Here is a 22,485-nt window from a genome sequence, read left to right as displayed (position 1 = left end):
TGGGCGCAGCGCCTGCCCCGTCCACTCCCCAAACACGGTGACGGTACTCCGCCGCTGCTAGCCCGCAGCTCCCAGCCTAACGTGTCACTGCACAAGAGCTGGAGGTCCGTACCAAGCAATGCCGACGGTGGTGAGGTCGGGTGCTCGTTGGGGTCGGGTACGGCGGGTAGGGCCGCAAACCGCAGTACCAGTGGCCGGTAGTCGTGAGGGTAGGAATGCCACCCGTGAGTAGAACGGGCCACTCGCGCAGCCAGGGCAGCTGAGCTAAGGCCGTAGCATAGTCCTCCAATAGAGCAGGAAGTGAGCTAGCACTTGGGGGGGCGGCGGTGCCCAACCCAACGAATGCCAGCGGGCCGGGTACGGCCCGTAGCGGTAGCAGGCCGGGGTAGAACGTTAGGGCGCCCGTGTAGCGACCATCCGCTACGAGAGAGGTAGCAAAGGCCTGTCCGCCAAAGGAAAACTCCACTACCAGCGCAAAGCGGCCAGTGTGGTGCCCATGCAGCCAGGAGCGACGCACGATCAGGCGCTCTTCCTCCGTTGTCGTTTGGGTTAGCACCCGCCACTCGTCGGTTATGGCGGGCTGGGTGCTCAGTACTTCTTCCTTTTTTACGGTTACGCCTACCTGCTGCAATACTTCCTGCCGAGCCTCAGCCGAAAGCGCGGGGAGGCGCTGAAATGCTCGTGCCAAAACATATAACTCGCCCAAGCGCGCAAGTAGGCGCTCCGGCCAATTGGTGCTTTGGTGGCGCAGGTCCGGCAGTTCCCGTATCACGGTAGCCAATCCTGGTAGTTGGTTGTCAACCAAACGTGCGGCCTGATTTTCCCAGAAGCTCAGCGGCCGACTTTCCGTAGCGGCCAGTCCCGCGCGCACCAAATCCACAAGCCAGGTTTCTAGCTCTTCAATGCCTTGCTGCATGCGACCTAGGCGCTGGGCTTCCCGCTTTTGCCGGGCTAGTTCATTGTCGGCAACGGCGGTAGTAGCCGTGGCAGGAGCATCGGTGGGGGCAAGCAAGGTTCCTCCGGGAGCCTGACTGGCCTTTTTGTTCTGGGTTTGCTGGCGTTTGTCCAGCCATTCTTGCAGCCAAGGTGGTGGGGTGGGGTTGCTCAGAAGCTGGGGCTGCCGGGCCAGGAGCAGGAGCAGGCCCGCACCGTGCTTGCAGGGAAAAACCCGGCTGGGGCAGGAGCATTTGAAAGCGGGCTCGGTGAGGTCGAGGCCGGTTTGGTAAGGCTTGCTGCCGCTGCCCTTGCACTCGCCCCAAGCGGCCGTATCGGTGCGGCCCAGGTTGCTCCACTTGGCGGGGGCAGCTAACTCCTGGCCCCGCTTGAGGGTGCCGGGGTCAGTAATGAGGGAGCGGGCCTGTTCTTCGGTCCAGGAGGTCAATAGTACACAACGTTACGCCCACCATAATGGCGAGCCAGATACCGGAGCAAAGTAGTAAGTCAGAGCGGAAATTCCGCGCCGCAGGTGCCACATTGGTGGAGGGTAGTGCCCGCATAGAGGAGACGTTTCCACCACGTCGGCCGCGCTACTGCTGTGGGGTTGGGGGTAGCGCAGCGGGGGCAGCGCGGAACCGCCAGCGTAGCCCGCTGCTCCGCATAAGCATCCAGGACGGGTTGCGCAGCGGGAATGTTGGCCTCTTCAATTAGCAGCTGGTAGTACATGCCGTCGCCGAAGGGAAATGTGGGCGGCCCACAGGTTTTTACCAGGGCATCTATTTCAGCTTCGTGCAGTCGGGAATACAGCGCTACCGCTTCGGCATACGTCAGGTACTGAGCCGCAGGAATGAGCATACTGGGTGACGGCCGTCACAATTTGGTAGGAAAAAGCCATAGTCATTCATTTTCTACTTAGGCTGCCGGCCCTCTATGGCACCATAAGCATCAGTTGAACGACGCTGGTTGGCCGAAACAGTTGAGCCTACACGACGTCACAACTAGGGCCTAAGTTTCCTTTCCTGGTACTGCCGAATTGAGTCTATTTATAGGGAGTACCATCAGCTACCAACCCCGTCAGCGTGCTTAGCTGAGTGACTAATGCGCTTATCGGGTGGGCTCTTTGCTGCAACAAGGGGCCCTGTAGCTGGGTGTGCTTGCGGAGGCCGAGCTAGGCGTACCGCCCTACTTCCGGCGCCGGACGGGAGTAGCTAGGCGGCTGCGCAGCTTCAGCACGTAAAACAGCAAGCCCGCGCACAATATGGCCAAACCGGCTACCAGCATTTCGCGGCTGGTGCGGGCCTGGGTGGCTTCGTCGGCAGTTGCTTGCAGATCCAGGAGCTTCTTTTCGCGCTGCTTGTCGCGGAGCTGCAGGTTCTGGATTTGGTTTTCCAGATCGTAGAAACGCTGGCGGGTGCTGCTCTGGTCGGCTTGGGCTACCGTGACTTGCTGCTTGGCTTGCTGATTTTCGGCTACTACGGCAGCGGTGCGGCGCAGAGTAGCGGCCTGCACAGCCCGCACAATTTCGGTGTCTTTGCGAATGATGCCCTTTAAGGCATCTACCACTTCCTGTAAGTCTTTCTTGCTGGGCTTATCAGCCAGAAACGCATTGCGCTGGGCATTGGCGGCCTCATAGTTCTGCACCAGTTGCTGGCGCTCCTGAATCAGGCGCGGCAGCGGGTCGTCGGGTGGAGTAGTAGCCGGGGCTTGAGCCAGCAGTAAGGTGGGGAGGAATAGGAGGGCGGCAAGGAACGAGCGGTGCTTCATAGATGCAAAGAAACGACGAAGTTTGGCCCAGGGATATATCCCGGGCCGAACTTGGCGTGCCAAGCTGCTTGAAGTGGGCCGCTACATTCTGCTGGTGCGGCCCCATAGCATAACGGTGGCCGCCGTGTTGGCCGTGAGAAAGCGCACCTCGGCGGGGAGGTTGTTACGTAGCCAAATGCGCGGCTGGGGCATCTGAAAATCAACGAAGCCGATGGGTTGCTGCTCTAGCACTATCTCGTAGCCAATGGGCATGGGCACGGGTAAGGCAACCTCCTGATTGGTTTTGGGATGGCGTATGGTGTGGCGCACCACGGCGCGCACCTGCAGCAGTACCGAGTCGCCGCGGCCGACTACCCCCACCACGGGGGAAGGATCGGTGCGGTAGTCGGGCATATCGGAGGAGGCCAGCAGCACGTTCCACACCTTCACTGCGTCTACCTCCGGGCCAATGATAAACCCGCTAAATGTATTCTTCCAGTCCCTGGTAATGCGCAGCGGCCCACCCAACAGCGGAGTAATGCTAGACAGCTCGCGGCTGGTTACGCGGTCAACACAGTACACATCGGCCCGGCGTGGGCCGGCTTGCAGGCTGAATTGCAGCTTGCTGCTGGAATTGCGGAAGACTTCGGCCGCCGGAAACGTGAGCACATCCAACACCTCCGAGCCGGTGGCCCCTGGCCCTGCTACGCCAGCCGGGTAGTAGCGCGTTGACGTCCAGCCCCGCTGCACTTTGCCCAGCTGAAATTCCCCAAACGAAATTCGCTGCCCTGGTACCAAGGGCGTCATGCCTAGTACGGGCAGGGCGGTACCGCCTGCCGCAAATTGAGGCGGCGTAACTGGCTCCAAAAGCCCCACCGCGCAGGAAGACAGCAGCCCTAGCGCCGCTAGGAAAAGCACAGAAACGGGACGTAGCATAGCAATGATAGTAGCATGAAATGGTAGAATGACGAATAGCAGTGCCGGCCCAGGGAAATATGGTGTCGTTGCTACTCACCGGGTAGGATGCGGAACAGCGCAAACCATGCGTTTGCAGCTGACGGGGGCTGCCAGGAAGCTAGCGAAAAAAGTTGATAGCAGGAACCAGTACGGTAAATTACAATTTTTCAGTATCTCGCAGCTATGAAACGTTATCTATACCTACTTCAACTATCTGCCGGCCTTACCCTGCCGCTTGCGCCACTTCTAAAACGGCCAGTCGCTCCACTGGTACCGATGCCGCGCCTGCTATTACCGGTTCCAACAATGTGCCCCAGAGCTACTACGACAATGCCCGCCGCACCGTGGAGCCCTTCTTCGTGGTAGGAATCAGTACCGACGCTACCTACGGGGTAACCCAGAAGAACCCGGTGTGCGTGGGTGGCGCTACCTCCAACGGGGTCCGCAACCAGCAGCGCTACCTCAATGCCTTACGTGGCCCCAAGGGCGAGGAAATCAGCTACCATCGCCGCGGCAGTTGCTGCCCCTTCAAAACGCCCAAGGGCCTGCTTGAGGGAATGGGCATGCTGGATGCCTACGAAATTACCTGGGCTGGTAATGACAAGCCCATGCTGCTGTACATCAACTTATACGACGAAGGCCCGCTGCGGGCACCCGTTGGCCTTACAGTAATGCAGCCATAGGATAACCGGCTGCCAGACCCTAAAACGAAACGCCCCCCAGGCTGCGGGAGTGCAGCCTGGGGGGCGTTTAATCCGGTTGCTGGTATCTGGCCCCCAGGGCTAGCCCCCCAGAGCGGGCACGGGCTGGCGGATTTCTTTGGGCTTGTGGCGGTAGAACGCAGGATGAGAATGGGTAGCAACGTCAGCTCGGCCACTACCCCGAAGAGCAGGGTCAGGCCAATGAGCAAGCCCACATAGAACGTGCCGTCGAAGGAAGAGAAAATTAGGGTAGAGAACCCCCCCACCAAAATCAGGGAAGTAACAATAACTGCTTTCCCGGCCATCAGGTAGGTTTTGCGCACCGCCTTAAACAGGCTAGGCTCGTTGAGTAGCACCAGCTTGAGCTTACTGATAAAGTGAATAGTATCATCGACGGCAATGCCGAAGGCAATGGTGAAGATGATGCTGGTGCTCACCTTCATGCTCACGCCCGCGGCCCCCATCACGCCGGCCACAATCAGGATGGGCACCAGGTTAGGCACCAGCACTACCAGCGTCATGCGCACCGAGCGGAACAGGAGCAACACAATGAGCGTGACCATCACAATGTCGATACTCATCCCCGTAATCATATTCAGGGTGAGGTTTTCATTGTTTTTGTCGATGAGGTTGGCCGAGCCGGTGAGGCGAGTTTGCAGCACGGTACTATCAACCTGGGTGCGCAGGAAGCGGTGCAGGCCCGCGTTGAGCTGGCCTGCCCGGATGCTTCCTACATCGGGCATGCGGCCGGTAAGGCGACCTTCCGAGCCATCGGGCAGGGCCAGGGCCCGAAACTCTGCCTTCTTCCGGAACAGCTTCACCTTGCGCGTCAGGCGCGCCAGCTCCGCCTCCGAGTCGGGCAGGCGGTATTCTGCCAGCAGCCCCCCATTTAGGGCCTTGCGCAGCGACTTAATAATAGTGACGGGCGAGGCCACGAAGTTCAAACCATATTCCTTTTGCAAGTAGCCTTCTATTTGCTCCGTTTCGCGCAGCACTGCTAAGTCGTATATACTGCCGCCGGGGGCGGGCTTCAGGTTCAGCTCGAAGGGGCGTACGCCAGCAAACTGCCGTTCGAAGAACTTGAAATCTAGCTTTACTGGGTCGTTCTGCGAGAGGTCGTCAAGCAGCGCCGAGTTGATACGAATGCGCGAAGCCGAGGCCACCGACAGCACCAGTACTAAGGCGCTGATGGCTACTACCCAGTGGCGCCGGCCCAGTACCGTGCGAAATAGGCGCCCTAGCACGCCGTCCCAGCTGTGGCCCTCCGCGCGCGGCACCCGCAGCTGCGGCTTGCGCAGCAGTACCAGCATGGCCGGCAGCAGCGTAAACGACAGCACAAAGGTGAGCAGCACCGCAATGCCCGTGAACAGCCCGAAGTTATAAATCGGCCGAATGGTGCTGGTCATTAAAGTAAAGAAGCCGATGCTGGTTGTAAGGGCCGAAAGCCCCGAGCCAAAGCCGGATTCCTTAAGCGCAATCAGCAGAGAATCCTTCTTGCTGGCCCCGTAGCCCAACTCTGTGACGTAGCGCGTGATGATGTGAATGGTATCTGACATGCCCACCACGAACAGCATCACCGGCAGCAGGGCCGTCATCAAATCTATACTGACGCCAAAAGCCGACATCACGCCCAGGCCCCACAGGATGGAGCCTAGCACTACCACCAGCGGCAGCACGACTCCCCACCACGTTCGGAAGGTAAGCCATAGGAGCCCCGTTACTAGTACCACCGAGAGGCTCATAAACACCATCAATTCCATCTGTAGCCGATCCACGAACACTGACTGGGCCACCATTTTGCCGGCCATATGGTATTCGCTCTCGGGAAAATTTTGGCGTTGCAGCTCCCCACGCACGGCGGCCAGTAGGGAGTCGCCGGGGGGCTTGCTCAGGTTGGGCGAAGTCTGGAACAGGATCGTAATGGCCCGCGCATCCCGGGAAATCAGGTTGCCCACGAGGCCCGGCGTGCGGAATACCAGCGCCGAGTCCTGGGCGCGTCGAGCAGGCTCTTGCGGGTGCAGGTAGGGTACATTGAATACGCCCAGTCCTTCCACTACTGGGTTGGTCGCGTTGGTTGGCGACGTAACGTGCACCACGTGGCGGCGCCGCTGAATAAAGCGCGTGAGCGAATCAACCGCGTGAGAAACTGGGGCTCGAAGACCGTCTGGCCGGCCGGAGCTTCCAGGCCCAGCAGCACGTAGTCATTGTCGTTGCCGAAGCGGCCGGAATACTGCTGGTAGTAATCCAAGTCGGGGTCCCCGGCGGGATAGAAATCGTTGAAGTTGTAATTGAAACGTAACTGCGCCACAAAAAATATGGCTAACCCCGTCACAATACCAAGGGCGAGGAGGATAAGATGAGCGAGTTTTCGAAGAGGCATAGAGCGGAACGGACGCTGCTAACAGAAACGGGGCCTGCCGTGCAAGGCGGCCTGGGTAGGACCGACGCCAGCAGGGCGGAGGAGTTGGTAGTGGGAAAGGCAAGTTGGTGCTTCGCGCCGGAAATAGTAGCTTAGAACCAGCGGCTACCTAGCAGGCACGTACTGCCAAGCCAACCGTCATTTTCTCACTTTTGTTTCTTTCCTCCCTCACTTGTACTTATCGTATGAAAAACGCTTTGCTTGCCCTCGCCCTGTTCGCCTTCGTTGGTAGTGCCGCTGCTCACGGCGACAAAGACACCAAGAAGAGCAAAAAAGGAACGGCCAAAATGGAATGCTCTGAGGCACAGAAAACAGCCATGGGTAGCTCCTGCTGCATGAAGAAAGGCGCCAAAACGGCTGCCGTTACGCCAGCCCCAGCCAAGGAACCCGTAAAGTCACTGTAAGACGGCGCTACCTTGTGTGCTATCAAGAGGCCTCAACTTCTGAAAGTTGGGGCCTCTTGATAGTAAGAATATAAGTTCCCTAAATGACTTGTACGGCTTGGCTTCCCGCATCAGAGCCGCCGTCCAGCGGCATGAAGCCAAGCCGCTGGAAACTCCCGTAGCATAAAGCAGTCCATCACAAACAAGCCAGGCTCTACGCTAGTTAAAGCCCTGGCTTGTTTGTGATGGACTGACAGATGCAACTTTTCAAGCGGGACAAGTATCGATGGCTATATACTAAGGTGCTTTCTTTATCGAATTCAGTATGAAAACCAGATTCTTTGCGGGCTTGCTGCTCTTGAGTTTTACTAGCTGCCAAAAGGATACTATTCGCGACGATAATTCAGTGTGTGCCTCCACGTCCACGGTCAGAAAAGTAACCGACCTAGCGGGTATTATACAATTCAACCAAACTGAGCAGCGCTTTGCTATTTCACGCTACGTACCTGGTACTATTGATGCAGTCGATATAGGAATTGTATGTGAATTGCCGAAAAACTTGCAGCAGGAGGGAGTGCGGGTACAGTTTAGTGGTACCTACCGGGAGTACACTGGAAAGGCCAAGCCACAAATAGGAGGGCAGAAATACTACTATCTTGAACTGACAGAAGTAAAGGCAAACTAGCCGACGACGTGTGGGTAGTGACGGAGGCAAGGGTAACTTTCCGTTACTTTTGCGCTTTCATCTCGACTATTACTCCCATGCATCAGTACCACACCCTCCTGCAGCACATCCTCGACCACGGTACCCAGAAAACTGACCGTACTGGTACGGGTACGCTCTCGGTGTTCGGCTACCAGATGCGTTTCAACTTGCAGGAAGGATTTCCGCTGGTGACGACTAAGAAAGTGCACCTGCGCAGCATCATTCACGAGTTGCTCTGGTTTTTGCGCGGCGATACTAGCAACAACTCGCTGGAAGAAGTGGGCGTGACCATCTGGCGGGAGTGGGCCGACGCCCAGGGGGAACTAGGACCCATCTACGGCAAGCAGTGGCGCAGCTGGCAGACTCCCGACGGCCAGAGCATCGACCAGATTGCCCAGATGGTTCACTTGCTGCGCACCCAGCCCGATTCGCGGCGTATGGTGGTATCAGCCTGGAACGTGGCCGACTTGCCTCTCATGCGCCTGACGCCTTGCCACGCCCTGTTCCAGTTCTACGTGGCCGACGGCCGACTTTCCTGTCAACTCTACCAGCGCTCCGCCGACGTATTTCTTGGGGTTCCTTTTAATATAGCCTCCTACGCCCTGCTCACGCTCATGATGGCCCAGGTGGTAGGCCTACAGCCCGGCGAATTCATTTGGACCGGCGGCGACACCCACCTGTATAGCAATCACCTGGAGCAAGCACGCCTCCAACTCACGCGGGAGCCGCGGCCTTTACCCCAAATGCACTTAAATCCTGTTGTGCAGGACATCTTCAGCTTCCAGTACGAGGATTTCCGTCTGGAGAACTACGACCCTTGGCCCGTTATTAAGGCACCAGTAGCAGTGTAATTGCAGGAAGAGTGACAGCACAAGTCTTCTTATAAGCATACTTATATAGGATGCAGTGAACCCGAAACGTAGGCTAGAAGGTTCGCCGCATCCTGTGTAAGCGTGAGCGAGATACGGAAGCAGCGTTAGAAGAATAAGTAGAGAAAGAAGCCAGCTACCTACTTAGGTAACTCACTCTGCATAGGACAAACTAGTGCACGGAAGACGGAGTATGGTAGTAAGCGAAGTCTAAATAGGAATTATGCTATTAATGCTAGTAGTGAGGATATTAATCTGAACAATAAGGAAAACTAATCAAAGAAAAATCCAGTGATATTGGTTTGGTCGTATGTGCTGGCATGAACATGAACTCTACGCCATCACATTCTCCCAACCCGCCTGCTGCCTCAACTTTAAGTTGTCGGCAACGAACTTGGGTTGCTTTGTATTCTTTGGAAGCCAACCAGGAGGAGCGAACAGAAATATTGTTGCAAAATGATGTTACAGAGGCAGATATAGCAGAGCACATGCCAAGCTGGCTACGCATGCGGTACCGCACCTGGACAGTAAGCGCATAGCCACGGAAAAAGAATATTTCACGGAAAAGTAAAATCAAAGGAAAAAAATCCAATTGCATACTATCTTTCGTAGATGGCAGCGTCCCTTTGCCCGATGCTGACCACTTGTATGTCTGTATGTAATTCTCAACTAAGCCGGGAACACCGGACTTGGGTTGCTTTGTATGCCTTGGAAACCGGCCGTAGTAGCGAGAAGAGGTGCTTCGGCTTAATGAAATAACCGAGGCTGATATTTACGAATTTCACGCCAGCTGGCTACGCATGCGCTGTCGGGTTCCGCCGGGCATTGCGGGTTTGGCTAGTCGCCAACGAACGTTGCTTCAGTAGTTTGGGGTAGCATGCCTGTCTGCTAGTCGAAGATGGTGCAATCCCACATGGGCGTTTGAAGAAAATAGGGTGTCTCCGAGCTGCTGCACGGGCCGCAGCCCGGCAATATTGGCCGTAAAGACAGCTTCAGCGGCTAGTAGGTCGGCGGGAAGGTAGAGGCCTTCTTGCCAGCCAAATCCAAGAGCCAAAGCAATGGTACGGAGGTGAGCTAGACGCACCCCCGCCACGCAGCCCGTTGCTGCGGCTGGCACGTAAATTACGTGCTCGCGTAGCCACCCTACCGCCGCCGACACGGTTTCTGCCACGTACCCGGCGGGAGAAAGTAGTACCACGTCGTCTAGGTTGCGCTGGGCCCGCTCTTGAGCCGCTAGTACGTAGGTAAGGGCATTAGGTCCTTTGCAGAAGGACACCGGGGAAGGCTGCGTACTTACGTTTTCGGCAAATGCAGCGCGCTCCACCGGGGTTTCCAGCGGCGTAAATGGCTGGCCGGTCACTAGCCATTCGCAGGCCGAGGTAGTAGGCGTGTAGAGGCCCCCGCCTTGGCGCCACAGTTGCAAGCGCAGCCGACATGGCATCTGCGCAAAGGCATCGGCTAGCGGCTGTAGGGTAGCTAGTAAGGCGTCGGCCGTGACCAGGGCCGGGGGCAAGGCGAAGTGCAGCGCCGCCGCTGCCCGGTGCAGCCGGTGCAGGTGGTGGGGCAAGTACAGAATGCTTCCATGGGCCCACACCATGGTTTCAAAGAACCCATCGTTGAAAAACAGCCCTCGGTTGGGTAAGGAAAAGGTAAAGCTCTCGCTAGAGAGGAGCTGGCCGTTGTAGAGTAGCACCGGATGCGGAGTAAAGTAAAGAGTAAGCTTGCCGCGCCACTAGTAGCCAGATGCGCTCCTTACCGCGTGCTTACGCCGGCAAAGTTACAACAAGCCAAACCGCTTGCCCGGTAGCGCCTTCACCACGCTGCGAAATTCCAGGCCCAGCAGCAGGGACGTTGCCGTATGAATGGGTAGCTGGGCCTTCCACGCCAGGTTGTCGAGGTGCTCCTCCCGGTTGGGACTGGTTTGCAGCACCGCAACCAACTGAAACTCCTCCGTGGTAAAGTCGGAGGCATCGTAGGCGGTAGGAGCCTTGAACTTCCCGTTGAAGTGCAGGGCGGCATCCCAGTTAAGCAGTTCTTCCAGGTCCTGGGGCTGCGAGTAAAGTGCCGCGCGGTTTGTCTTGATAAGCTCGTGGCAGCCCTCTGACGCTGGCGAACCTAAGGGCCCAGGCACAGCTAGCACATCCCGATTGTAGCCCTGGGCCAAGTCGGCGGTAATGAGGCTCCGCCTTTCTTCGCCGCTTCTATTACCACGGTGCCATCGGCTAAGCCCGCAATAATTCGATTTCGGGCGGGAAAGTTGTACTTATCGGGTTGGGTGCCGAGGGGAAATTCTGTGAGCAAGCCGCCCTGGCTGAGCATTTTCTCGGCCGTTTTGCGGTGCGTCGGTGGGTAAAGCTTATCCAGACCAGTCGCCATCACGCCAATCGTTTCCAGGCCCTCTTGCAGAGCAGCCCGGTGAGCAGCAATATCAATGCCGTAGGCAGGCCACTAATAATTAGGGGACGGTGGGAGGCAACCCCTTTTACTAATTTCTCTGTCTGCTCGCGACCATAGTCAGTGGCTTGACGCGTGCCCACAATGGCCACTGTTTTAGGATGGTTTAAGTCGGCGGTACCTTGGTAGTAGAGCAACACCGGAGCATCGGGTAGCTGCTTAAGGCGCGTGGGGAACTGCTTGCTGGTGTAAAATAGCAACTGCATGCCTTCCTGCTCAGCCTTGCGCAGGGAACCTTCGGCTTGCTTCAGGGCGGCAGTGCGCTCAGCCCCGGTCAGGATAGCTACCGTGGCCGGACCTACCCCCGGAATCTTGCGCAACTTGCCCGGCGGCAGGTGCAGCACGTTCTTGGCCGAGCCCCCGTAGCTCATCAGTTGCCGCGTGAGTTGCGGCCCGATGTTGGGGAAAAGCGTGAGGGCGACTTCGTGGAGGAGAGTGTCGTCGAACATTAACTATATATCAAGTATATAAAATAGACTTCTAGTGCCAGCAGTGGAATAATGCCAGTTACTAGTCCTTTGAAACGATAGGGTGGGCAACGGCTCCTCAGTTTAGCGCAAACCCATAATCCAATTAGAAGAAATAAGGCCAAATAAAACGTAACCCATCTGCCGTAAACAACATCCGTTTCAACGGAATCCGGATGTTGATGAATGGCGCTCAGCAAGCTGGCTATGATGATGAGAAATGCATCTGCCAGAACAGTAAATAGAAACATGGTTAGCCCGACGCCTGGCGTATCACTAGGCGTATTCGCAGCATGAAAGCTGGTCGGAGTTCCCATTAACCTTGCGCCTTGCCAATAGCGTCCAGCTCCTTCTTCATGGTCACCATGAACTTGCGGATTTTCTCTAGGCTCTGAATCACGTCAATCTTTTCTTTCAACTGAGGACCTTCTGCTTGAGCATGTCGCGGGCGCCGGGAATAGTATAGCCGCGCTCCTTTACCAGGTGGTAGATGGTGCGGAAAATGTCGATATCCTGGGGCGTGTAGAGGCGGTTTCCCTTCTTGCTCTTGCGGGGGCGCAGTTCCTCAAACTCCGTTTCCCAAAAGCGAATCAGCGACGGGGCCACGCTGAACTGGGCGGCTACCTCGCCAATGGTGAAGTACTGCTTCTCAATATCGCGCTCTTTGTAAGGCATAGGTCAGGAGAATTAAAAATCGTTGTCTGGCTGAGCGGAGGCGAAGCATCTCGCCCACTCCGTTGAGCGAATGGTAGGGGACTTAGCCGGGAGTAAAGATGGTTTGCTAAGCTCAGCAGAACAGTCAAAAGTAGGCGGCACCTACATGGGTTTCGCTTTCCGGGTTAGTAGGCTACCTTTGCCACTGGCACAAGTAGCTTTAATTGCGAAAAATAGCCAAAATACCGGCGGCCGCCAATTTCCGGCGGCCTTGTTCACGAACCTCACGAGTCCGCACAGCCTAGCTACGCGTTATCCCTGTTTTATGTCACTGCCCACCGCCAGTCACGTCCGCCAGCAGTTCCTGGATTTCTTTGCCTCCAAAGGTCACCACATCGTACCCTCGGCACCCATTGTGGTGAAGGACGACCCCACGCTGCTGTTCATTAATTCGGGCATGGCCCCGTTCAAGGATTACTTCCTCGGCAACAAGCCCGCCCCCTTTAAGCGCATTGCCGACACGCAGAAGTGCTTGCGCGTGTCGGGCAAGCACAACGACCTGGAAGAAGTAGGCTACGATACCTACCACCACACCATGTTCGAAATGCTCGGCAACTGGTCGTTTGGGGACTACTTCAAGAAGGACGCCATTGCCTGGGCCTGGGAGCTGCTCACCGACGTGTATAAGCTGCCCAAAGCCCGGCTCTACGTGACGTACTTTGAGGGCGACCAAGGCGACGGCTTGGGCCCTGACACGGAGACCCAGGAGCTGTGGCGCCAGTACGTGGCCGAAGAACGCATCCTGCCCGGCAATAAAAAGGATAACTTCTGGGAAATGGGCGATACGGGCCCCTGTGGCCCCTGCACCGAAATTCACATCGACTTGCGCGACGAAGCTGAGCTGGCTCAGAAATCGGGTCGTGAGTTGGTAAATGCCGACCACCCCCAGGTAGTTGAAATCTGGAACAACGTGTTCATGGAGTTTGAGCGCCGTGCCGATAAGTCGCTGCTGAAGCTGCCCTCGCAGAACGTAGATACGGGCATGGGCTTTGAGCGCCTGATGATGGCCGTGTCGGGCGTGAAGTCAAACTACGACACCGACGTGTTCCAGCCCCTGATCAAGTTTATTGCGGCAGAAGCTGGTTTGCTGTATCACGGCACCGCTCCGGCTACCGTAAACGACCAGCCTGCTACGGAGAACGAGAAAACGGACATTGCCATCCGCGTAATTGCCGACCATATCCGCACCATCTCCTTCGCCGTGGCCGACGGGCAGCTACCCAGCAATGTGAAGGCTGGCTACGTGATTCGTCGTATTCTGCGCCGGGCCGTGCGCTACGCCTTCTCCTCGCTCAACCAGAAGCAGCCCTTCCTTTACAAGCTGGTGCCCGTACTGGCCGATCAGATGGCTGGCATCTTCCCCGAACTTAAGCAGCAGCAGCAGTTTGTGCAGCGCGTAATTGAAGAAGAGGAAATTGCCTTCCTGAAAACCTTGGAGAACGGCCTGCGCCGCTTGGATGCGCTGGAAGAAACGGCCAAAGCCAATGGCAGCCGCATCGACGGAAAAACGGCCTTCGAATTGTCGGATACGTTCGGATTCCCGCTGGACCTCACCGCCCTCATTGCCCGCGAAAAAGGCCTAACGGTAGACGAGGAGGGCTTCAAGAAAGAGTTGGAAGCCCAGAAAAACCGCTCCCGCAATGCCCAGGAGGCTGAGCAGAGCGACTGGACCATTGTGACGCCATCGGAGGAGCAGCCTGCCTTCGTGGGCTACGACCAGGAGCAGGCCCCGGCCCGCATCCTGCGCTACCGCCGTACCGACCGCAAAGGCAAAACCGAGTACCAAGTGGTGCTCGACCAGACGCCGTTCTACGCCGAATCGGGCGGCCAGATTGGCGATACGGGTTACCTCGAATCGGGCTTGTCGAAAGTGCGCGTGATTGACACGAAGAAGGAAAACGACCTTATCGTGCACACCCTGCTAGATTTACCCCAAGACCTGGAGGCCGACTTTACGGCTGAGATTGACCACGCTCGCCGTGACCAGATTCGCCGTAACCACACCGCTACGCACTTGCTGCAAGCAGCTCTGCGTGAGGTAGTCGGCCCGCACGTGGCGCAGAAAGGCTCGTTGGTAAATGAGAAGCTGCTGCGCTTTGACTTCAGCCACTTCACTAAGGTAACGGACGACCAACTGCGGCAGGTAGAAACCATTGTGAACCAGCGCATCCGTCAGCAGATTCCGCTGGATGAGCGCCGCAACGTGCCCATTGATGAGGCCAAAGCGCTGGGTGCTACTGCCTTGTTTGGCGAGAAGTACGGTGAGTTTGTGCGCGTTATCACCTTCGATCGGGAGTTCTCGGTAGAGCTCTGCGGCGGCACCCACGTGCGCACCACTGGCGACATTGGCTTCTTCAAAATTACCTCGGAAAGCGCGGTAGGAGCTGGTGTGCGCCGTATTGAGGCCGTAACGGCCGAGGCGGCCGAGGCCTTCGTGAATCAGCAGTTGGATTTGCTAGTACAGGTACGCGAGGCCCTGGGTAACCCCCAGCACCTTATTCCCAGCATCGAAAAGCAAACTGAGGAAATTGCCGGCCTGCGTAAGCAGATTGACCAGTTTGCCCAGCAAAGCATCAACCAGCAGAAAGACCAGCTGGTAGGCCAGGTGAAGCCCCTAGGTGGCGTCAGCTTTCTAGCAGCCCAAGTGCAGGCTACTTCAGCCGACGGCCTCAAAACCCTGGCCTTCAACCTGCGTCAGGCAGTACCGAACTTGGTAGCGATACTAGGTGCTGAAATCGACGGGAAGCCTCAGCTGGCAGTAATGCTTGATGATGAGCTGGCCAAGGGAGGGAAGCTGAACGCTTCGACCTTGGTGCGCGAACTAGCCAAGGAAATTCAGGGCGGTGGCGGCGGTCAGCCTTTCTTCGCTACGGCCGGCGGCAAGAACGTGGCAGGTATTGGGGCGGCCATCGGCAAGGCAGAAGAGCTGATCAGCAAAGCACTAGCTTAAACTATGCGCTTGGGTTTACGTGCAAGGGTAAGCTTTTCAAGTAGCCTGTCTAACATATGAATAAGCTGTTTGCCTGGTTAAGGGGCCGAAGTGCAACGGAGAAATCCGGGGGTGCTTCGGCCCCTTTTTCTATCAATAATGCCGAGGTAAGCTACCTGGACGCTCGCAGGGCAAGCTGGCCCACCCCCGATGGGGCAGCGTATCGGGTGGAAGTGCGCCGCCCACGAGGTACGGTAGAAACGCGCACGTATCGGCTGGATGCTGGGCCGGAGTGGTTGTGGCAAGTGCAGCTTGAAGCACCAGACGCTTCGCGGGGCCAACTACAGCAAAGTCGGGTGCGCTACTGGCCTTGGGGGCAGGAACACACGCGCACAGAAATTTCCTTTTTGGCGGGCCTTCGGCTGATTGAGCACTGGGAGTATTTCGGGAACGGCGAGCTGCTTCGCCACCGCTCCTCGCAGCAGGGGCAGCCTACGCAGCGCTACGTACATACCCCGGCCGAAGTCTATACCTACACAGAGCAGATGCCCGTGTACCCCGGCGGACAGGAGCAATTGCTCAAGGATATTAGTCGGTGGACGAAGTACCCGGCCGTATCCCTGCGCAATAGACACCAAGGGAAGGTATTTGTGAAATTTGTGGTGGGCGCCGATGGCTTGGTGGACGATATTAGAATCGAGACAGGGGTGACGCCCGAACTAGATGCTGCCGCTCTTGCTGCGATACGCAGCATGCGTTCGGTGCGCTTTCGGCCAGGGTTCCAAAACTGGCGAGCTGTGTCGGTGCACTTCACAGTTCCCATAACTTTTGCTATCAATTAGAGAGTGGGTAGCTACTAGACGCCGCCGATGCGGGTATTACTATACCGCAAGGCAATGCTCAGCGTCACTACTGTATGCTTGGATTATACATAGGTGTTAGTATTTTTGAATGTCTAGTTAGCCACTTACAACGGGCACTGTGCAGTAGTGGATGGAAGCTCCTAGTGCGCAAGGTTCGTTTCCATATAGCCTCGCCATCCGTTATTTTCTGTGAGACGCATCCTTGTTTTGGCCTTTTTCCTGGGGGGGCGGGTAGCCGCTGCTCAAAGTCTGACGGAGTTTTTCAATGCCCAGCCGGGCAACCACAGCGACGGGGGGTTTAGAGTAGCTCCTGACTTGCGCACTGATACTATCCGCACAGCAGCTGATGCCGGCACGGTAATGCGCTACTTTCCTACCGGACAATTGCAAGAACAGTTACCTTACCGCAGCTTCCGAAAGCAGGAGCTGCACGGTACCCAAACCCGCTGGTTTGCTTCGGGCCAGGTGCAGGCGCGCGAGGAGTACGTGGATAACCGCCGCCACGGTGAGTTGCTGACTTATTATCCTAGTGGCACTGTACGCCGCCGTGAACACTACCAGCATGGTCAGCGCCTCACGGGTGAGTGCTTTGCCCCCGATGGGCAGCCACTGGCTTACGTTGACTATATGCTGATGCCGGAGTATCCCGGCGGGCTGAACGCCTTGTTGCAGACGATTGGTAGCACAACTAAGTACCCCAAGCTTGCGCTAAAGCAAGAGCAGACAGGCCAAGTGCAGATTGCTTTCATCATTGACAAGAAGGGGCAAGTAAGCAATGCACATGTGCTTAGGAGTGTGGCACCGCTACTCGATGCCGAAGCCCTGCGCGTGGTGAATAGCCTGCGCGGCTGGAAACCGGGCCGCCTGGATGGAGAAGCGGTTGATGTATACTTTACCCTGCCCGTCACCTTTACCATTCAGTAATTTATTGTCTTCACCTAACCATATTCTATGCGTATTTCTACTCTTCTGCTTACTGCTGGTCTACTAGCTGGGCTAGCTACCACTACCTCGGCTCAGACCTTTACCGACCCTGGTGCCTACAACAACTTTATTGTGAGCGAGCAGCGGGCTATGCTCAAGAAAAACCTGCGCTACATCAGCAAATCGGCCCACTCCGACAACGAGAAAAAGATTGATGCCAAGCGCCAGGATCTTATTAAGCAAACCGAGTTGTCGTTGAACAAAGTGGCCAAGATGCCCGCCTTTCAGGATGACAAAGGGTTTAAGGAGCAAACCACGGAGGCACTTTATCAGCTGCTGAAAGTATACTCGGAGGACTACAAGGCCGTGGACATGCTGGCGGCCACTCGCACGGCTACCATCGAAAACATGGAGCAGTACTTCAAGCTGCAAGAAGTTGCGGAAGCCAAGCTGCAAGTAGTGAACGACTCCGTAGATGCGGCCCAGCATCGGTTTGCCCGGCGCCACAACATGACTATTTCGGAAGATCCTGAAGGCAAGCGCCTTGCGGCCTACATGCGGCAGGTATCGGAAGTAAATGCCTACCAGCACAAGGTGTATTTGGCCCAGTTCCGCATTGAAAAAGCCAACGCCCGCCTCACCGATGCGCTCAATTCTCAAAACGCCGCCGCGTTTGAGCAGGCCCGTTTGCAACTCCTGGAAGACACCAAAACGGCTGCCACCGAGCTGGCCGCTATTGTTCCTTTCCGGGGTAAGGATGCGCAGTACCGCGACGCGGCACGCAATCTGGTGAAGTTCTATGCCGGCTTTGCGGCCAACCAAGCCGCCCAAATGAAAGAGCTATTGGAGCGCAAAGACAGCTTCACCAAGGCCGATGCCGATAAATTCAACGGCTTTATTACGGTATACAATACTCAGAATCAGAAGTTGGCTACCGCCTACAACCAGGCCGGCAACAACTTCCAGGCTACCTACGTTCCGGTGTTCAACGACTAAGACTGTGTACAGAAACCAGCCATACTGGCTGCTGGCAGAGGGGCCAGGAGTAGGTATGGTGAGACGCGAGGCCAATTTCGCTTCGTACAAGTCAAGTAGGTTAGGAGCGAACTGAGGCTCTACCATGGGGCGTCGGTGTCCGCTCGACAGCAGTTTCCTGCGGAAACCATACTAGAAAAGACCTTCTTTCAGCGGCGTGAGCGTGTGGTACATGACTCGCTCCGCCGAAAGAAGGTCTTTTCGTATGCGGAACATGACACCTTTTCTCGGGTAGATAGTTTTATCTTGCAGCCCCGGCGGCCTACCCGCCTACTTTTTCTATGGACGACAGCATCAAAGCAAAATACCAGCCCGTTATCGGCCTCGAAGTGCACGCCCAATTGCTCACGCGCAGCAAAATGTACTCTTCCGATGAAAACGAGTACGGTGCCCTGCCCAATAACAACCTCAGTGTCATTACTCTGGGCCATCCCGGTACGCTCCCACGCGTGAACTCCACTGCGGTGGAGTATGCCATGAAAATGGGTCTGGCCACCAACTGCCAGATTCGCCGCAATAATCTGTTTGCGCGCAAGAACTACTTCTACCCCGACCTTCCCAAGGGCTACCAAATCACTCAGGATAAAACGCCCATCTGCACCGGCGGCCACGTAGAAATCCGCTTGTCTGACGGTTCCACCAAGAAAATTGGTATCACCCGCATCCACATGGAGGAAGATGCAGGGAAGTCCATGCACTTGGCCGGAGAGGTAGAAACCCTAGTGGACCTGAACCGCGCCGGCGTGCCCCTCATTGAGATTGTGTCGGAGCCGGATATTCGTACCTCGGAGGAAGCCTACGCCTACCTGGCAGAAATCAAGAAGCTGGTGCAGTACCTGGACATTTGCGACGGCAACATGGAGGAAGGCTCTCTGCGCTGCGACGCTAACATTTCGGTGATGCTGAAAGGGGCCGATCAGTACGGCACCAAGGTAGAGGTGAAGAACATGAACTCCTTCCGGAACGTGCAGCGCGCCATCGACTATGAGATTGAGCGGCAGATTGCCATGGTGGAAGCCGGTGAAATCATCGACAGCGAAACGCGCGGCTTCGACGCTCAAAGCGGCACTACCAGCGGCCAGCGTTCCAAGGAAACGATGAACGACTACCGCTACTTCCCCGAGCCCGACCTGCCCCCGGTAGTTATTGATGATGAGTGGCTGCACCGCGTGCAAGCCGAGTTGCCGGCCTTGCCTCAGCAATTGTACGCCCGCTTCACGGGTGAGCTGGGGCTCTCAGACTATGATGCTACCGTGCTGACGGCCGACAAAGATGTGGCGCTCTACTTCGACGAGCTGACGCGCCTAACCACGAACGCCAAAGCTGCCGCCAACTGGGTGACGGGCCCCGTGAAAGCCTACTTGAACGAGCGCGCCCTCACGCTAGAGCAATTCCCGCTCACGCCCCAGCACCTAGCCGACATCATCAGCCTCATTGATGCAAACAAGATCGGTCACTCGGTAGCCAGCAAGCAACTCTTCCCGTACCTGCTCGACAATCCCACGCAAACGGCCGCCGCGGCGGCCGAAGCCCAGGGCCTGTTGCAGCAGTCGGACGCTGGCGCTCTGGAAGCTCAAATTCAGCAAGTGCTCGATGCAAATCCTGCCAAGGTGGCGGAATATCGGGCTGGCAAGAAAAGCCTCACGGGTATGTTTATGGGTGAGTTGATGAAGCTCACGGGTGGCAAAGCTGACCCCAAGCTGGCCAACCAACTGCTGCGCCAGAAGCTCGACGCCTAAGCCACGGTTCCGTTGTATCTTGAAACCCACCGGTACATGCTAGTGCCGGTGGGTTTTTGTTAGGTGGTATGACTGTGGGTTGATGCCGTTGAACTGTACATGTTTGCTCTTGCTCGGCGAGTTTATCCTAATCGGGTATCAGGGACTATCGACTCCCGAGGAAGAAGTACGTGTGCCCTTCGCCAGAACCAGCAGGTCCTTGAGCCATCAAGGGGAGCCCCGCAGCCAAGCAACTGGGCCGGAGGCACGCCAGGCGGGAAGCTGGCACCGTACGGCCCAGGGGCAGCCCTTCCCGTCCCTGTGCTTACCCGATACGGCGGGTGTACGCACGGATATAGCTACGCTGCGTGGTCGCTACGTTCTGGTTACCCTGTGGCAACCTGGCCGCCTTACTAATGAAGCCCAAGTGCTCAACTTCCAGAAGCTGGCGCGGCAGTTTGGCCCTCGGGGGCTGGTGCAAGTGCATATTGCCTGTGCAAGCCCGCGGCGTTTGTGGCAGCAGTCTGTGCGTGCTAGTGGCCTGCCAGGTACGCACCTGCGGGACATGGGCCGTGGTAAGCAGAAAAGGGCTACGGAGCTGGTGGATTCCCAATTACCACTCACCTTGCTGATTAGTCCGGATGGGTACGTGCTAGCGCGTAATCTGCACGGCAGAGCCCTGGGAGAGAAAATTGCGGAGTACATTCCGCTCGACTAATGACTAAAAGCGCGGGAACCGACCAGGCCACACTGGTGTACTAAGAAATGCCAACACGTATAGAATCCGGGTCAGCATTCCTGAATTACGCCTGAAATCGGCAACTTGCGGGCTCAACGCTTGTCTCTTGCCAAACGGTATACCGGCCCGCAGCCGGTCCGCACTCCGAATGACGCACAAAATGAAGAGTTTCCTAGTTATGGGTGCCCTGCTGGGTATGGTCAATGCCTGCAGCAAAAATACAACGCCTACTACCGGTACCGCTAGCACCGCTGCCGGCTACCAAATCAACGGCCAGCTGCAAAATGCTCCCGCCGGCACGAAGCTGTACCTGGCGGAGCTAGGCGACACCCAATTTGTGTCACGCGATACGGCTACGGTAAACGAAAAGGGAGAATTCACCTTCACGGGTTCCGTGCCCGAAGCCGGGCTATACCAGGTAAAGGCCAACGACCAAAACCAAGTGTTGCTAGTGCTCCAGAATGGCGCCCGCGTGCGGCTCACCGGCGACGCGCAGAAGCTCAGCGACACCTATACCGTGCAGGGCTCCCCCGACTCCGAGTATCTTCAGCGCGTGAGCCGCTCCGTGTTGCAGAGCCAGCGTGCTTCGCAAGCCGCCATGCCCCGGCTGGAGCAGCGTTATAACCAAGCAGCTCAGGCCGGCCGCTCCGATTCTATGGCTGCCATTCAGCGGCAAGCGGAAGCGCTTCAAACCCAAGGCCAAGCCGAGGTACGCCAGTTGGTGCGCCAAAATCCAGGGTCAGTGGTGTCGGCTTTCGTGGTGAGCGGGGTGCTCAACCCAGAAGAGAACTTTGGGTTGGCAGATACAGTAGCTACTCAGCTGAAGAAAACCATGCCTGACTCGCGCTATACCAAATCGTTGGTAGCGCGCTTGGAGCCCATGCGTGCCACGGCCGTAGGCTCGGTGGCCCCCGAAATCAACCTAGCCGCTCCTGATGGCAAGCCGGTGACGCTTACCAGTCTGCGTGGCAAGTATGTACTCATCGACTTTTGGGCTAGCTGGTGCGGACCCTGCCGCCGCGAAAATCCCAACGTGGTGAAGGCCTACAACAAGTATAAGGGCAAGGGATTTGAAATTTACGGGGTTAGCTTCGACCAAGACCGGGGCAAATGGCTGAACGCTATTAAGTCCGATGGTCTTACCTGGACCCACGTCTCTGACCTGAAAGGCTGGGAAAGCGCCGCGGGCCAGAGCTACAGCATCAAATCTATTCCGGCTTCTATTCTACTAGATCCTCAAGGTCGTATCATCGGCAAAAACCTGCGCGGTGAAGCCCTGGAAGCGAAGCTCGCCTCCGTGATGAAGTAGTAGTAGTGCCATTACAGCAATAAAAAGCCCCACCGTAGTGGGGCTTTTTATTGCTGTAGCCTCTCGGTCGGCTACGTGGATTAAAGGAACATGCGCTGCATCGCCTGCCAAAGCTGCTTTTTGCGGCCGGCATCATACTCCAGCATGCTTACTTCACTAGCGCCTAGAAAGGCGGTGTCCCCAAAAAGGAGTACCGGCTCGTAGGGCTGGGTGGTGTAAACAGCCACATCCAGCAGGTTTTTGCCAAAAGCCAGAAACTGCTTTGCCGCCAGGTGCTGCCGTAGCTACACAGCGCCACTGGATAGGTGGGGTGCTCTACATTTACCAGCACTACGTCTTCCACAATGAGGCGAATAGCCTTGAGAATGTTATTAAGAAAGACGTTGCGGGGCAGCTTGCGGAAGGCATCTTCGGGCAAGCGTACCAAAATGATAAGCCCGTTTGGGTTACTGCCCAGTGTAGAGAACGGAATATGCGCTACGGGCGACTGAGTAGGCGTAGGTTGCACGCGCCCAGCGGGAGCTGCCGCCGCGGCCGGCAGCTGCGCCAGTGAGGGCGTCACCGAGCTCGCGCACGGGAGCAGCGGGGGCCGCTAGTGGGGGCCTGAACGGGTGGGGGC

The 22,485-nt window shown here is 56.8% G+C and carries 21 protein-coding genes and 1 pseudogene; 11 read left to right on the top strand and 11 right to left on the bottom strand.

The window, feature by feature from the left end:
- Nucleotides 1–76: 76 nt before the first annotated feature.
- The 4 genes from VI25_RS17795 to VI25_RS17780 form a co-directional block, all read right to left on the bottom strand.
- Complete coding sequence (locus tag VI25_RS17795; protein ID WP_052695136.1) at nucleotides 77–1,381, bottom strand: hypothetical protein; 1,305 nt, start codon at nucleotides 1,379–1,381, stop codon at nucleotides 77–79.
- 59 nt (nucleotides 1,382–1,440) lie between these two features.
- Complete coding sequence (locus VI25_RS17790; protein ID WP_045688115.1) at nucleotides 1,441–1,791, bottom strand: hypothetical protein; 351 nt, start codon at nucleotides 1,789–1,791, stop codon at nucleotides 1,441–1,443.
- A gap of 327 nt (nucleotides 1,792–2,118) precedes the next feature.
- Nucleotides 2,119–2,700, bottom strand: a complete 582-nt coding sequence (locus VI25_RS17785) for a hypothetical protein (protein WP_045688116.1) — start codon at nucleotides 2,698–2,700, stop codon at nucleotides 2,119–2,121.
- Nucleotides 2,701–2,781: 81 nt separating this feature from the next.
- Nucleotides 2,782–3,615 carry a hypothetical protein gene (locus VI25_RS17780; RefSeq protein ID WP_045688117.1) on the bottom strand — a complete coding sequence of 278 codons (834 nt, stop codon included), beginning with the start codon at nucleotides 3,613–3,615 and terminating at the stop codon, nucleotides 2,782–2,784.
- Nucleotides 3,616–3,767: 152 nt separating this feature from the next.
- Between VI25_RS17780 and VI25_RS24830 the strand changes: the two genes are divergently transcribed.
- Nucleotides 3,768–4,319 carry a hypothetical protein gene (locus VI25_RS24830; RefSeq protein WP_052695137.1) on the top strand — a complete coding sequence of 184 codons (552 nt, stop codon included), beginning with the start codon at nucleotides 3,768–3,770 and terminating at the stop codon, nucleotides 4,317–4,319.
- Here the strand turns inward: VI25_RS24830 and VI25_RS17775 are convergent.
- Together VI25_RS17775 and VI25_RS27135 are read right to left on the bottom strand one after the other, a co-directional pair.
- Nucleotides 4,211–6,430, bottom strand: a complete 2,220-nt coding sequence (locus tag VI25_RS17775; RefSeq protein WP_236705110.1) for an efflux RND transporter permease subunit — start codon at nucleotides 6,428–6,430, stop codon at nucleotides 4,211–4,213. The genes VI25_RS24830 and VI25_RS17775 overlap by 109 nt on opposite strands.
- Nucleotides 6,391–6,717 carry a hypothetical protein gene (locus VI25_RS27135; protein ID WP_236705109.1) on the bottom strand — a complete coding sequence of 109 codons (327 nt, stop codon included), beginning with the start codon at nucleotides 6,715–6,717 and terminating at the stop codon, nucleotides 6,391–6,393. The genes VI25_RS17775 and VI25_RS27135 overlap by 40 nt, the downstream gene beginning before the upstream one ends.
- 224 nt (nucleotides 6,718–6,941) lie before the next feature.
- Here VI25_RS27135 and VI25_RS17770 point away from each other — a divergent pair, with 224 nt between their 5' ends.
- The 3 genes from VI25_RS17770 to VI25_RS17760 all read left to right on the top strand — a co-directional run bounded on the left by VI25_RS17770 (nucleotide 6,942) and on the right by VI25_RS17760 (nucleotide 8,696).
- A complete protein-coding gene (locus VI25_RS17770) occupies nucleotides 6,942–7,160 on the top strand; it encodes a hypothetical protein (protein WP_045688118.1) in 219 nt (72 codons plus the stop codon).
- Nucleotides 7,161–7,464: 304 nt separating this feature from the next.
- Nucleotides 7,465–7,824, top strand: coding sequence for a hypothetical protein (locus VI25_RS17765; RefSeq protein WP_045688119.1), 360 nt, complete (start codon nucleotides 7,465–7,467; stop codon nucleotides 7,822–7,824).
- Between the two features lie 77 nt (nucleotides 7,825–7,901).
- Complete coding sequence (locus tag VI25_RS17760; protein ID WP_045688120.1) at nucleotides 7,902–8,696, top strand: thymidylate synthase; 795 nt, start codon at nucleotides 7,902–7,904, stop codon at nucleotides 8,694–8,696.
- A 268-nt stretch (nucleotides 8,697–8,964) separates the two neighbouring features.
- On the opposite strand, the gene VI25_RS24825 is transcribed toward VI25_RS17760, so the two are convergent.
- The 4 genes and pseudogenes from VI25_RS24825 to VI25_RS17745 all read right to left on the bottom strand — a co-directional run bounded on the left by VI25_RS24825 (nucleotide 8,965) and on the right by VI25_RS17745 (nucleotide 12,310).
- Entirely contained in the window at nucleotides 8,965–9,312 is a 348-nt protein-coding gene (locus tag VI25_RS24825) for a hypothetical protein (protein ID WP_152981685.1), read from the bottom strand.
- Nucleotides 9,313–9,573: 261 nt separating this feature from the next.
- Complete coding sequence (locus VI25_RS17755) at nucleotides 9,574–10,407, bottom strand: aminotransferase class IV (protein WP_052695138.1); 834 nt, start codon at nucleotides 10,405–10,407, stop codon at nucleotides 9,574–9,576.
- Nucleotides 10,408–10,491: 84 nt separating this feature from the next.
- Nucleotides 10,492–11,374 (bottom strand): annotated as a pseudogene (gene dprA / locus VI25_RS28995) (DNA-processing protein DprA).
- A 675-nt stretch (nucleotides 11,375–12,049) separates the two neighbouring features.
- Complete coding sequence (locus VI25_RS17745) at nucleotides 12,050–12,310, bottom strand: MerR family transcriptional regulator (RefSeq protein WP_316934359.1); 261 nt, start codon at nucleotides 12,308–12,310, stop codon at nucleotides 12,050–12,052.
- A 304-nt stretch (nucleotides 12,311–12,614) separates the two neighbouring features.
- Between VI25_RS17745 and alaS the strand changes: the two genes are divergently transcribed.
- The 7 genes from alaS (at nucleotide 12,615) to VI25_RS17710 (ending at nucleotide 21,866) form a co-directional block, all read left to right on the top strand.
- Nucleotides 12,615–15,299, top strand: coding sequence for an alanine--tRNA ligase (gene alaS, locus VI25_RS17740; protein WP_045688135.1), 2,685 nt, complete (start codon nucleotides 12,615–12,617; stop codon nucleotides 15,297–15,299).
- A 56-nt stretch (nucleotides 15,300–15,355) separates the two neighbouring features.
- On the top strand, nucleotides 15,356–16,120 hold the full coding sequence (locus tag VI25_RS17735; protein ID WP_052695139.1) for an energy transducer TonB: 765 nt from the start codon (nucleotides 15,356–15,358) through the stop codon (nucleotides 16,118–16,120).
- 210 nt (nucleotides 16,121–16,330) lie between these two features.
- A complete protein-coding gene (locus VI25_RS17730) occupies nucleotides 16,331–17,065 on the top strand; it encodes an energy transducer TonB (protein ID WP_143436947.1) in 735 nt (244 codons plus the stop codon).
- Nucleotides 17,066–17,092: 27 nt separating this feature from the next.
- Nucleotides 17,093–18,061: a hypothetical protein gene (locus VI25_RS17725; protein WP_045688124.1), complete on the top strand. Its 969-nt coding sequence runs from the start codon at nucleotides 17,093–17,095 to the stop codon at nucleotides 18,059–18,061.
- Between the two features lie 320 nt (nucleotides 18,062–18,381).
- Entirely contained in the window at nucleotides 18,382–19,839 is a 1,458-nt protein-coding gene (gene gatB / locus VI25_RS17720) for an Asp-tRNA(Asn)/Glu-tRNA(Gln) amidotransferase subunit GatB (protein ID WP_045688125.1), read from the top strand.
- Nucleotides 19,840–19,942: 103 nt separating this feature from the next.
- Entirely contained in the window at nucleotides 19,943–20,536 is a 594-nt protein-coding gene (locus tag VI25_RS17715; protein WP_161806973.1) for a TlpA family protein disulfide reductase, read from the top strand.
- 181 nt (nucleotides 20,537–20,717) lie between these two features.
- Nucleotides 20,718–21,866: a redoxin family protein gene (locus VI25_RS17710; protein WP_045688138.1), complete on the top strand. Its 1,149-nt coding sequence runs from the start codon at nucleotides 20,718–20,720 to the stop codon at nucleotides 21,864–21,866.
- Nucleotides 21,867–22,029: 163 nt separating this feature from the next.
- Here VI25_RS17710 and VI25_RS17705 read toward each other — a convergent pair whose 3' ends face one another.
- Nucleotides 22,030–22,428, bottom strand: a complete 399-nt coding sequence (locus VI25_RS17705) for a hypothetical protein (RefSeq protein WP_055562705.1) — start codon at nucleotides 22,426–22,428, stop codon at nucleotides 22,030–22,032.
- Nucleotides 22,429–22,485 lie beyond the last annotated feature (57 nt).

Source organism: Hymenobacter sp. AT01-02 (assembly GCF_000961955.2).
Lineage (GTDB): Bacteria > Bacteroidota > Bacteroidia > Cytophagales > Hymenobacteraceae > Hymenobacter > Hymenobacter mucosus.
This window is presented reverse-complemented; position numbering and strand designations above follow the sequence as displayed.

Excerpts from the sequence above, each read along its gene's own strand:
- VI25_RS17790 (WP_045688115.1), bottom strand. The coding sequence starts at position 1,791 with ATGCTCATTCCTGCGGCTCAGTACCTGACGTATGCCGAAGCGGTAGCG.
- VI25_RS17735 (WP_052695139.1), top strand. The coding sequence starts at position 15,356 with ATGAATAAGCTGTTTGCCTGGTTAAGGGGCCGAAGTGCAACGGAGAAA.
- VI25_RS17725 (WP_045688124.1), top strand. The coding sequence starts at position 17,093 with ATGCGTATTTCTACTCTTCTGCTTACTGCTGGTCTACTAGCTGGGCTA.
- alaS (WP_045688135.1), top strand. The coding sequence starts at position 12,615 with ATGTCACTGCCCACCGCCAGTCACGTCCGCCAGCAGTTCCTGGATTTC.
- VI25_RS17760 (WP_045688120.1), top strand. The coding sequence starts at position 7,902 with ATGCATCAGTACCACACCCTCCTGCAGCACATCCTCGACCACGGTACC.
- VI25_RS17745 (WP_316934359.1), bottom strand. The coding sequence starts at position 12,310 with ATGCCTTACAAAGAGCGCGATATTGAGAAGCAGTACTTCACCATTGGC.
- VI25_RS17765 (WP_045688119.1), top strand. The coding sequence starts at position 7,465 with ATGAAAACCAGATTCTTTGCGGGCTTGCTGCTCTTGAGTTTTACTAGC.
- VI25_RS17710 (WP_045688138.1), top strand. The coding sequence starts at position 20,718 with ATGAAGAGTTTCCTAGTTATGGGTGCCCTGCTGGGTATGGTCAATGCC.
- VI25_RS17770 (WP_045688118.1), top strand. The coding sequence starts at position 6,942 with ATGAAAAACGCTTTGCTTGCCCTCGCCCTGTTCGCCTTCGTTGGTAGT.
- VI25_RS17780 (WP_045688117.1), bottom strand. The coding sequence starts at position 3,615 with ATGCTACGTCCCGTTTCTGTGCTTTTCCTAGCGGCGCTAGGGCTGCTG.
- VI25_RS27135 (WP_236705109.1), bottom strand. The coding sequence starts at position 6,717 with ATGCCTCTTCGAAAACTCGCTCATCTTATCCTCCTCGCCCTTGGTATT.
- VI25_RS24825 (WP_152981685.1), bottom strand. The coding sequence starts at position 9,312 with ATGCAATTGGATTTTTTTCCTTTGATTTTACTTTTCCGTGAAATATTC.
- VI25_RS17785 (WP_045688116.1), bottom strand. The coding sequence starts at position 2,700 with ATGAAGCACCGCTCGTTCCTTGCCGCCCTCCTATTCCTCCCCACCTTA.
- gatB (WP_045688125.1), top strand. The coding sequence starts at position 18,382 with ATGGACGACAGCATCAAAGCAAAATACCAGCCCGTTATCGGCCTCGAA.